This window comes from Thalassotalea nanhaiensis, from assembly GCF_031583575.1.
Taxonomy (GTDB): domain Bacteria; phylum Pseudomonadota; class Gammaproteobacteria; order Enterobacterales; family Alteromonadaceae; genus Thalassotalea_A; species Thalassotalea_A nanhaiensis.
This window is the reverse complement of sequence record NZ_CP134146.1, coordinates 3,684,009-3,696,069: the sequence shown is the minus strand read 5'-3', so window position 1 is coordinate 3,696,069 and position 12,061 is coordinate 3,684,009. Positions and strand designations below refer to the sequence as shown.

At 36.9% G+C, this 12,061-nt stretch carries 8 protein-coding genes; all 8 read right to left on the bottom strand.

All coding sequences use genetic code 11. From position 1 onward, the window contains the following. The 8 genes from RI845_RS16050 to RI845_RS16015 all read right to left on the bottom strand — a co-directional run bounded on the left by RI845_RS16050 (position 1) and on the right by RI845_RS16015 (position 12,058). Positions 1–606 (bottom strand): hypothetical protein, encoded by a 606-nt coding sequence (locus RI845_RS16050; protein ID WP_348387182.1) that lies wholly within the window; start codon positions 604–606, stop codon positions 1–3. Positions 607–1,464: 858 nt separating this feature from the next. Further along, entirely contained in the window at positions 1,465–5,439 is a 3,975-nt protein-coding gene (locus RI845_RS16045; protein WP_348387181.1) for an NACHT domain-containing protein, read from the bottom strand. A 202-nt stretch (positions 5,440–5,641) separates the two neighbouring features. Next, entirely contained in the window at positions 5,642–6,625 is a 984-nt protein-coding gene (locus RI845_RS16040; protein WP_348387180.1) for a nuclease-related domain-containing protein, read from the bottom strand. Positions 6,626–6,648: 23 nt separating this feature from the next. Then, positions 6,649–7,041 (bottom strand): DoxX-like family protein, encoded by a 393-nt coding sequence (locus RI845_RS16035; protein WP_348387179.1) that lies wholly within the window; start codon positions 7,039–7,041, stop codon positions 6,649–6,651. 10 nt (positions 7,042–7,051) lie between these two features. After that, the gene (locus tag RI845_RS16030) at positions 7,052–7,528 is read right to left on the bottom strand and encodes a DUF2269 family protein (protein ID WP_348387178.1); all 477 of its coding nucleotides are present in this window, start codon (positions 7,526–7,528) and stop codon (positions 7,052–7,054) included. Continuing rightward, positions 7,525–8,661, bottom strand: coding sequence for a saccharopine dehydrogenase family protein (locus RI845_RS16025; RefSeq protein WP_348387177.1), 1,137 nt, complete (start codon positions 8,659–8,661; stop codon positions 7,525–7,527). Before RI845_RS16025 ends, RI845_RS16030 begins: the two co-directional genes overlap by 4 nt. Continuing rightward, a complete protein-coding gene (locus RI845_RS16020; protein ID WP_348387176.1) occupies positions 8,661–9,338 on the bottom strand; it encodes a penicillin-insensitive murein endopeptidase in 678 nt (225 codons plus the stop codon). The genes RI845_RS16025 and RI845_RS16020 overlap by 1 nt, the downstream gene beginning before the upstream one ends. After that, positions 9,335–12,058 (bottom strand): DEAD/DEAH box helicase, encoded by a 2,724-nt coding sequence (locus RI845_RS16015; RefSeq protein WP_348387175.1) that lies wholly within the window; start codon positions 12,056–12,058, stop codon positions 9,335–9,337. Before RI845_RS16015 ends, RI845_RS16020 begins: the two co-directional genes overlap by 4 nt. Positions 12,059–12,061: the final 3 nt, after the last annotated feature.

Sequence of the window (12,061 nt, the reverse complement as noted above, 5' to 3'; positions counted from 1 at the left end):
TTAATAGTTCCTATACAACAGTGAGTCATTGGTTAATGGCTTATCAATATCAAAGATGTACCAATGCTCTGCAAGCATCGCTTTAAGCAGTTGCTTATACATGCGATGAAACTTACCAAGGTATTGAGCCAGTTGCTCGAAGCTAATTTCAACGGGTAACTCTGTGAGCTGGCATAGTATTGTTTTTAATTCGAATTTGTTTTTAAAGTAATACAAATTCTGTAGCGTTTTTAAGGCTTGTTCACTCACGCCTAAGTCAGTGATAAGCGTTAACGGTTCATCGGAATGTTCACGAATGTACTGTTGATAAGCGGCGAACTTTTCCTGGTATTCATCATTCAATAAGGCAGGGTGATGAACTTCAAAATGAAAGCTAGTACCGTCAACGTACTTCACTAAAAAGTCAGGAGTATAACTGCCTACTGGAGAATGAATACTTTCAACTTGTGAGGCATAAGATTCAACATCATCGTCAAACTCAAGCAGCAATGCGAAAAGCATCTCTAAATAAGATTGGCACCAAATAGGGCAGTGATTCTTTTTGCTAAAAAACCGAATCGTTGGTCTCGAACGATGTTTTCGGTGTTTTCTTTTATTTCTGTGCATTGTACTTCCCACCTTTTGTTGTGCTTAAAAATGAGGTAACTAAATTTTTGGCATGCAAGACCATATAAATTCATTGTAATTGAAATTATTTTAGCGTAAATTGTATATTTTGCTTGTTTTTTTTATGTGAGGTATGGTGTTTTCTTAAATCATTGAAGGCTTCCTAAACGAGTATTCATTGGTAATGCTAATGCCTTTCTTAAAATCTTGTCAATTTAAAAATTTCAATAAAATCAATGTTTAACTGGTAAAAATGAGTTACATTTAGTTTGTTTTTTAAGCGTGTTGGTTTGCTCATTTTCATAAGTCGTTTATTTACCTGTAAATAACTGGGTAAAAATGAGTTAGGGTTTGCTCGTTTATTGAGCAAATAAAGCAGAGGATATTTTTTTGTTTTTTTACTGCTGCGGAAATAAAAAATTACTTTTTTTGACTAAATTGTTGAGGTTTATTATCGCGTCGGCTTGAGCTCGTAATGATTTAAATATTTTAGGTCGTCACATAGTCTGTATGCAATCTATAGTTCCGTACCAAGAAATACACCTGTTCTACTCCCCTTTACTGCAAAAGCTATAAATAGGTTGGTCTTATCTACTTATTATCATAAAACCATCCCAACGGCATAGAAAAGTCAGATATAGAGTAAATCTTCAATTAATGTAAAGTAAGCATTCTAAACTCACCCATCACAATTGAAGGTGGGCATAATTGGTTAATCTGTCAGGAATGAAAATATTCTCGGTATTCTCATTTTAGGGCCAAATTGTCATTTAAGGACAAAGAATTCAACCACTACTAATCATAAAGTTATTTAAGCAACTGATTAAAGTCACTGAATTTTCTGGCGGAATGAAATAATCATTTCTTTGATAAATCCAATACAAAGACATCAATTAACGGTTGCAGAGTAGAGTCAATCCTGGTCTCAATTTCACGCTTTAATTCATCAGGGGAGGTATACTTATTTTTGCAGCCAGCAACCTTTTCATCTGTACCAAACCAAAATACCAAATAAATACCTTGGCCTTGAGATTCAGGGTGTTGGAGATACTTTCCATATAATTGTTCAGTCGCAGCATTAAAAAGTTCAGTGTGCCATTGACCTTTAGCTTCTACGGCCAACATAAAATGCTCTACATCATTAGATGATTTAACAACAAAGTCGCAACGCTCACTATTTGCAGTGTTGAACTCTATATCTACACTGAATAGTTTCAATCTTGGTTTTAAGTCTTCTACCAATCTATCTCGAGCTTGATTTTCACCCACTCGCTGGCCTTGTTCATAAAATTTGTTAATAGGGGTAGTTGAACCTGCCCGATATTCGAGCTGTATGGAAATCAAATGCTCTAGCACTAACTTTCGTAAGTCAAAAACACCTACAATTTTATATTTTGCCAAAAACTCAAATACTTTGTTTGGATGTGGAGGAGAAAACTCAAGCAAAGAGAGTGATTTTAGTTTGGAAGCATAATTATGACGACATAGTTTAGTAAATGAATTAAATCTATTATCTTCCATAAGTTTTTCCAAAAGTAGTATTGATTCTTTTTCTATAGGAAGTGAATTAATTAAATGACAAAAGAATTCCGACGCTACATCATTAGGCAACCGTTCTCCAGATTCTTCCTCTTTTTCTTCCCAACTACCGAGGTAGTTAACAAACGAATCTAGAATTATATAAGTCTTGTTGCTTTTTACGGATTGTATTTCTCGGCGTCCCATTGACCAGCGGCCATCAATTGTCGACTCTAGTTTAAATAAGTTCTCTTTATTGCTTTTTAGCAAAAGCCATTCAAATTCATATTCATCACAATAAAGGAATTTTCGTATACACCATTGAATATAAACTTTTTGCCTTTCTTTACTAAGTGGGCCAACTAAATTTTTATACATGAGACAACGCTGAGACGTGATCTGGCGAATTTCGGTCTCAGCAGAGTTTTTAGTAAGGTGTTCGAACAGGACTGATTCAGCCTGAATTGGTAACACTGGATATTTTGATAGCCACTCATTTGAAAGCTCTACTACTAGAGAATTAAATGGCTTTTGTTCCAATATGTAGCACGAACAAGAGTTAGTATCATCTCTAAATGAAAATTGAGGTTCTACATACCCATATAGGAATTGTTTAGCCTCGTATCTTGATGTAAACAAACATCTATCTACTTCGGCCAAAAACAAACTATTTTCCTCTTCACTAATACCGTCATATCTAACATTTGCCTCTACACGAGCAATCTCTAAGAACCGCTTGTCAATATGAGCCAACGTTCCATGCTTACGAAATATGCATATTAAGCAAGCCATTAGAACTAAGTCGACAGATGTACGTGATGACGTTCGAGCAAGTTTTGTTAAATCAGAAACATCTCCCTTTATAAAATCTAAAGAGCTTTCGAGTGCTTTTTCTTGCGTTTCTTTACTAATCAGATGTCCTAGGTTTTGTTCGTACCTATCCCCAAACATTAAACTATGTGCAAAAGCCCTTAAAAATCCGAAGTGTTTTCCGGCTAAGACTTTACTTTTATGTTTACTGAACTCGATCTCATTTGCTTGTCGTATTTTATTATCTGTGGCGGCCCTTCTTCTTTCAAATCGATATTTCGGTTCCCTATTGATTTTTCGGTCTACTTTATAAGCATGTTGAGTAGCTGCCCAAAAAGCCATAAATTTACTTTTTTGGTTGGCGTGTTTACGCATAATAGTGCGTAAATCATCTTCTTTTGCATCAGAGTAGGTGTTGTGACGGCGTAAAAAAGAATTCCATAAAGGTAGGTTATCGTTTTCAAACGCAAATCGAATTAAGTGCTCAACATCTCCTTTTTCAAATCTCAACCCTGAGTGAAAACCGTAAGTTCTGTAAAACTTGAAACTTAATTCGTTTACTTCTTCAATATTTATACATTGGGAAAATAGCTTCCTTTGTATGCTTCTTCTCACTTCATGATGCTGATGCAACCACATCACACTCGGTGAATCATCTTCTCTTACAGTAGAATGAAAGTTTAGCGGCACCAGCCACTCTAGAAGTTTATTTTCATCTATATCTGTGGGAGTTAGATCGTTTTTAAAGTATTGGTCAAGAAGCCTACCTATCACTTTACTTATGCCGTCTAAGCAATGACACTCAAAGTCATGCTTTGCTTTACAACTGCAAGCGATATTGCAAGTTAAAGCGTTCAAAACATTCTCAACCACATCGGAGTTTAAACTCCTCATAAAAATTGTTATGTACCAGTTTGAACGGAACACTCCTTTTTCTTTTTTTCTTTTATGTATAGGAGCTAACTTATTACATAAAAGAGCGATTTTTTCATGTTCTACAAACTTAGAATCAGTACATTCGACAAAGCAACAAGCAAGCTCTAGCTTATCTATATCGGCTTCACTTTTTATGAACCAATCAAATAAATCGATATATTTCCTCCAGTCCTTTTTAACTAATATTCTCAGAGCAGTTTTTCTAAAATGCAATTGGTATTTATTAGACTTAATTATATTAGTCAATGGCAATATGAATGATTCTATTGAGCTTGTATTTACGAGTATGTCTAAGATTAACGACAATAAATCCAAGTTGATATCAGGGGCAGATAGATACTTTAAAATTTCTTGTTCAGTTTCATGGCATACGAATTCCTTGATTGAAAACTGACGCCACCTATCCTCACGAAGAAAGAATGGGTCTTTTTCAGATGCATCGAGCAAATGATTTAACAGTGCCAATTTAGCATCTGATTTTAGTTTGGAAGCATCTCCATAAGCGAACACCGATACAGGATCTAAATTTCCAAACTCTATCTGATTCGTGGAGTTCGAAAGCGTAATTATCCAGCCTAGCAAGCCTCGAAGATCATCCCTTACATACGAATTTGGGGCAATTAATGATGATAATCGCCCTAATGAAAGCTCATCATTAGGGTCTTCCAATTTTGATACTAAATATTTTGCGGCTATAAATTCAGTGATAACCCTGTGAATTGGTTCAAATAGTTCAATGTCTACAATTGGTAATATTAACTGGCAATCTAGTAACCACTTTGCACAAGAATTTTCTTGTGTGATTGAGAATAAATATGGGTATTGTTCACTTGATTTAGATTCTCGACTTGTTATTCCAGAGGCTCCAGATAACAGGATTGTGCTGCAAACTTCTCCTGCTCTGACTGATAGAGTATCAACAGTTGGCCGTTCTTGATGACTATGTTTGCTAGACGTATTTTCTTTTAATAGAACCTCTGTAGCTTTGTTAAATAACTCATACTTACCAACTTTTAGATTATTATCACTCGAATAAGCTAAACCGAATACATAAATAAACAGTGGATTACCCAATAATGAATCCAATTCAAACTCTGAGAGTTTTGTATAAAAATCAGTGAAACTCTCTTTAGGAAATTTTTGAATGAATAGTTCCTGCTGTTCATCCTTGTTAAATGGTTTTAGATGATATGTCTTAAGCTTTCTACCGAAATCTTCAAACAACGTATTATAACTATCGTCCCATTCTCCAGCCCTGCAAGAAATTACTAGACTTTTTGGGGAAAGCTCTAACGATTTAACAATAATAGCTTCTACGCTACTGGCCCCCTGCTTTGCAACCTCGTCAAGGCCATCTATAAATAGGAAGTCACTAGCGATATGTTGCATATGTTGGAATGTTCTAGCCGACAGACATTGCTCACTTGTTAAATTTGCCAATGACTTTAACAGTGCAGTTTTTCCAGCCCCTGGTTCTGCTAAAATAAGTATTGGTTCATCTAAAATCTGTATTTGAGATTGGTGGAGTTCATTTCCTCCTTGGGCTAAAGTTCTATCGATATAACGCATAATGTCCTTAGTTGGGCTGCCCTATTAAAATATAGTTGGGATAAGTCTATGAAAATCAGGCTGGAAATTTTTATTTCATCACCACCCAAGAATGAATTAATGAGAAAGTTCTCAGTTATCAAGTTAGGTGTTTACGATATATAGAACGCAAATTAAATTTTGAATTTACTTATTAAAACCTAAATTTAATAAAGGAAAGCTGTTAGATAGCAGCATTACCTTTGTGTTCTTCTTTTAAATACTTCACATGCTCTTTATTTGTTTTTCTACCTTGGTCTAATTTTATGCTTTTCACAAGGTCTAATATTTCTAATTTGTTTTTATTATCAAGTGCTTCTTGATCAAATGATTTGATATAAACCAACATTTCTTTCAAATAACCAACATTGTTAGGCATCTTAGTTTTTAGTTCTGCATTTGGCGTAAACACCACGACAGAATGAAATTTCTCATGTGGCATATCAAGCAAATGAGCTAAGGTTTTAGTGTGCTTATAGTTCTGTCTTAATGGGTTTTGAAAAGGATACTTTGAGCGATGAATAGTCTGCGTCCATTTAGCTTGACGTTCATTACCAAATATCCAGCCACTCATGTTTTTTGTCTCAATAACAAAAACACCAAAAGTTGAAACAACGATATGGTCAATTTGTGTTGTGCCACCATCTTCTAATGGCAGTGTTACATCATTAATGATGGTGTATTTGGTTTCGTCTAAATACTTCTTTAACCCTTTTCTGACATGGTTTTCTCCAATCCAGCCTTTAATTTCTGGTAACTTTTTCTTGAAGTAATAAAGCGCCATTAAGCCGAAAAATAACAATAAAAATATCGGCATAAACATGTAAGCCAATTGAGACAATGGATCAGATTGATTTGCTTTTACTTGGATCGATTTTTCAGAGAGCAGCGTAGGTGCTTGTTTAGTTTGAGTAAGCGCTGGATTTGTATTTTGCTTTGTTTGATGATTGCCCAATGAAATCTTGCCGTTTCGTTTGGCAACAATAGGGCTCTGACAGTGAATATCAAAGCTTGCTTTGGTTTTTGCATATAGCGGTGAGTTTTTACCTAATCTTCTTTTATAATCGGTAACTTGCTGCTTGAGCAATATGCACGAAGATTCAGTGTATTGCTTTATTGCCTTGGCCGGAAAAACCATTACAACTAAACAAAGAAAAATCCATTTCATCTTAATCCTTAAAAACCTATTACTTAGGTTTTATCTATCCTGTTAGTGTCACTATATACGAAAATGATCAAAACAATAATCGGAATGTTTTTGGTTATTGGCCCAAATGGGTGTAACCAAAAACTCGCATCAATAAACGTTAAAAGTACTGTGTAAACGGCTATCACTGTAATTTGAACAATGCAGCATAACTTGATTCTGATTGAGGTTAACAGCCACAGGCCAAGTGCGACATCTAAAGCGCCACCAGCATAAACAGAAACATCTGCCAGCGAACCTGTGATATTGGCACTCGCCAAAATTTGATAGCCAATTTCTGGGGAGAAATAAATAGAGGTTAGTCCTGTGAAGACCCATAAAAAGGCGAGCGAATATCTGGCAGCTCTCAATAAAGTATCTTGATTAATGTTGTTCACGATACATCCTTTAAGCCACTGGAAATGGTTTGAAAACCATTAACCAGAATATGCCTAAGATGGCAGTAAAAGCAGGAATTCCTAGCAGAGTCCATGTTTTCATCAGCGATTTAAATTCAGGTGACACTTGGTTTGAATCTACTGATGTTCTGGCTAGCTCACGTAGTTTGTATTGAATACGAAGAACAGGTAACCAACAGATACCAATAAAGCTAAATAACCCGACAACCCAATAAAACCAAGGAGCAGAAAACGAATATCCCTGCATATTCATAAGAAAGACTCCCGTTGTTATCTGGGTAATTACCGCAGGCGTTGTAAAAATCCAGTCGCCTAAAATAACGTGCCGAGCAGTAATATAAATCGCTTGAGGATTGTTAGAGCGATTTGCCATGAACATAAAAAAAGCAATACCCGCACCAGTACCTGTAACGACTACAGCGGCTAGAATATGGATTAATTTAAGGGTTAAATAGTGCTCCATCATACTTCCTCAATCTTCTCTTCAAAGTAAATATCTAACGCATCAAAATAAGCACTGAAGTCACTCAACTCAAACAAACCTACACATGGTTTAGCGCCTGTATCTTTATTTGAGTTTTGACTTTCACTGCTCAGAAGCTTTCTTGCTAAAATAATGGTTGAAAGCGTTGGAATATAAGGGCCATTCCCTTTAGGGGCATACAAAGTCCACTTCACTTGTTTCGCATTACCATTGCTATCTTTACCAGAAACCAGTACTTCCATCGCTCCTTTGTCGCTACCAAAAGGAAGAAACACATTACTGGTGCCCACAATGATTTTTGATAATGGTGCCCAGTTTTTTACGAGGCCAATTTTTGATAGGTAGGCCATGCCAACCATAGTTAAGTGCAATACTGGAAGCTCTAATCCGGCTTGAAAGCTAACTTGTTGCGTTACACCATAACGACTGGGAAATATCTCTAAATCTGGCACATCTACATTGGCCAAATGACGTTTACCGACAAAACCACCAAAGTCATTTATTTTGGGATCCATCCAACCATAAACATCTTGCCAACGACCATCTTTGAAGACATTCAGAGGGTGCCCTGTGTAAGACAAAATAGCCTCAACAGTTGCCAAACCACGCTCAGCCTTATTGCCAGGTGCAATAGCCAAATTTATGGATTCAATGGTGCTAAACTGATTTTGATAGTGCTCGACAACCGCCGATGATAAACCAGGTACTGAGCTGGCACCGCTGACAATTAGTACGGCCTGCTCTTTAGCTTGAGTGTCAAGTTCCGTAATGTCACAAACAAACTTTCTATCATCTGCCAAATCAATATAATGAGCGCCACATTCAATACAGGCTTTTGGCACACGATAGTCTTGTCCTTGAAACGGGCCACTGGTATGAATAACAAGGTATGGTGAAAGGGTAGTTAATTGTTCTTTAAAATCATCAGCCAAGATATCTATCACTAATGGCTCTAAGCTCGCAGATGAAGTACCCTGTAGGCTTTCCACTAATGCTGATGCCTTACTTAAATTTCGGCCAGCAATGAGTATGGTTATGCCTTCAATACCTGCGAGGTTTTCAACGATTCTTTTACCAAAATTTCCATAGCCACCAAGGACTACTACCTTTTTCACTAGTTTAATCCCTTGCATGGAATATCAAAATCCACATGATAGTGTTCATCATGTCTTACCCATGAGCGTTTTTTAGAAAACTGAATATGCTTTTTAAGATATGAGCCATATGGCGTTTTGAATAGTTCGGGTTGTAGTTCAGGATCAAATATAACCCGCCATAAATCGACACCTTGAGCCAAAGCTTTTTTATGTAATGCAACAATATGAGCAGCTAAAGCAACATAGTCGATTGAGTATTCTTCATACTGCCCCTTGCTGTCGAACTCAATGTTGTAGCCAAACTTGTTTAGTGGGTGAGTTGGTAAATGTGCTGACTTGCCTGACTCGTCCAATACTGGCGTCATAAAGTCTACTGATAGGCCATTACGATGTGTCTTATGTGGTTTGAATTGGCCGCCTTCTTCGAAACCTGTTTCAGCATACTTAAATACTTTATCGGGCTGCTCCGTTTCTAAAGATTTATATGAATTTACTATGATATCTTTAACTTGAGAATGGACGTATGTTCTTCCTGCCAACCGAGCAATATTACTGTATGTAACAAAGTTATCACCTGAGCTTGGTAGTTTTGTTCCATTTTCTAAACGCCCCTTTGAGGTTGTTCCGTAACAGATGCTATTTTCAGCCATAGCAGGCATGGAAAGCATGAAAGCAATTATAATTACAAACTTCATGATCCGTTCCTTACTGATAATTGATTCCATGTTGAACCTAGTTTTTTGACTATTTTTTGTAAACAAGCTTCTCTATCTACTACCCATAAGCCATAGCTTATCGGCAGCACTTCAACGCCAGCTCTTTTAAATAATTTATAGGTGTTCAATTCAAAGAAGTCGGCCCAAGGACCTGGAAATCCAATAAGGTCAATCGCTAGATAGTGGCTATTATATCGACATAGAATATCTACTTCAGTTCCTGCTATCGTGTAACCAGGCCATGTTTCGATTTCTAATTTATCTAACTCGCTAATTACGTTTTGTTGAAACTCATCAAGTTCAGAAGTTATCGAATGAGTTGCTTCAAATTCACTAATAGAACTCAAATATCGCCTAAGCAAGTTATGTTCTGGCAATTGAGTTTCATCAATTGACAAAAACAGTATCTGCTTTTGTCGTGCTCTGGTTATGGTGACGTTAAACACATCAGCTTTATTAAGGTAAACTGCCGCTCGTTTCGAGTCATTGTCTACGGAAAAGGAGATAAGCATAATGTCTCTCTCTTCACCTTGGAAACCAAATGGAGTAGCTGCACGAATTTTGTGCCTAATAATTTCAGCTTCACTAAAACTAGCTTCAATCTCTTTAGCAATGTGTTCTGCTTGATGCCTAAAAGGAGATATGACCCCGATACTATGATTAATGCCCGATTGGGTATCTTCGTGAATTTGATTTTTAATAGATTCGATTACGTGGGTTGCTTCAAGGTGGTTAACACCTGACTTATCTCTTACCCCTTCTAATCGTTGTAAATGCAGATGACCACTGCTTGTACAGGGCCTGTGTTGCATAACTTTAAGCTTGCTTTGATAAAAGCATTCATTACTAAAATGAATCAACTCAGGTTTACTTCTAAAATGCTCATCCAAAAAGGCCAACTGTTGATGACTATTTAGTGCATTTAATGTCAAATCTAAAATTGAATTGTCGCGATAACTCACTACACCATCAGTACTTGGTGTCAGGTTATTTTTAGATACTAGCTGAGCTTCTTTGCTCTTAGCCAAGAACGAATAATGTCTTAACTGTTTGGTATCACCAACAACCATCGCTCTTTTAGCACGGTAAAGTGCTGGCAAGCAGCTACTGATATTACACTGGGTTGCTTCATCAATGATGACCAAATCAAACATTTCAGCTTTTAAAGGTAACACGCGGTACAGTGTGTTAAGGCTAACCAACCAAACGGGAAAAGCTGAAAGAAGTGCCGAATACTCGATATCATCAAAAAGTTCGAATTGCCTTTTCGATGTACGACTACGTATTGCTTTATTAAAGGCTTGTAGCGATTTCCGTTCTGTTTCAACTAAAGCTTTTAAGTTTCTATTTTTTAATGCGCTTAAATAACCACCAGCGAGTTCTTCTCTCTCAATGTGTTTAAAATTAATTTCATTCAAAGAGGCCCATTGTTTGGCTAATTGCCGAATGCCATTTCGAACCAAAGCTAAGTATATACGCTTCATCCATTGAGAATCTTTCTGCTCTAGCCCCTTTAATCTTTGCCCTCTAACGATGGCCTTATGACAGAATTTAACAAAGCGTTTTTCCATTTTCTTTAATGAGCTATTGAGTCTTTTTAACTCTGATTCACATACCTTTGGTTCTTTTTTTAATTCATCAGAAAAATATCCGGCCAACAGATCCGCAATATAACCTTTCAATCTTTTCAGAAACTCTTTCTGTCCGGCCCTTATAGAAACATCACTTAACCCAAAATTTTCATCGAGCTTGTCTGCTATCACATCTAGAGCTGCATCATTATTGGCAACTATGAGTACAGATTCACCTCGCGCCATATGCTCTGCTGCAATAGCGGCTATGGTATAGCTTTTACCTGTCCCAGGAGGACCAGAAGCACAACCTAGGTTAGCGTTAGCCGCTATTGAAATGATTTTCTTTTGTGGCGTAGACAGTAAACCAGGTAAGTAATCATATTTTAGAGGCTTGCGAGCATGCCTAGCATCTGAAGGTTCTTCTAAGGGCGATAGTAGATCAGATAATGGCTGAGATAATTTATTTGATTCAATAATCTCTTCTAGCTCATGAAGCACACCACGACTGCTCGTTGACCTCTCGACAAAAACTAACATTGAAGCAGGTAGCAGTGTTGGAGTTTTTCTTCTTAATGCTTTTTTAATTTCACCGGAATTAACGAGGTTTGGAAAGTTCAGTAACTCGAGTAAGTTCAACTCCAACGGACTATCTTTAAGCCATGAGGTCCAAAGCGACGCTGACTGAATGTTGGTCGTTTTTTCAAAATCGGGTGTACCATCACTCTCTGGCATTAGTAGTTGAGTTAATGACTCATTTATTTCTGGAGTAGGGTCATTGACAGAAAAGTAGTAGCTGCTGTTATCTTTTTCTATTACAGCCTCATTAAATAATATGGGAGTGACAACCTGTTTCACCTCTCCTTTAACTTCCAATTTCCCGACTAATATAAAGCTCGCATAAAGTAACACTTTTTCACGTTGGTATACTTCAACTCGTTTCATCATTTGCTCTGCAAATTCTGATGGAATGGGAAGACGAGGAAGAAAGCCAGAACCCAAATCATCTTGCCCCTCTAAAACTAGGCAATCGTCTTTTTTGAGCTTGTTAAGGTTCCATAAGTTGAGATCAGCACTATCTTCTTTGTAGCAGTCTCGGTAGTAGGAAAGTACGTTCTGGTTACTCACATC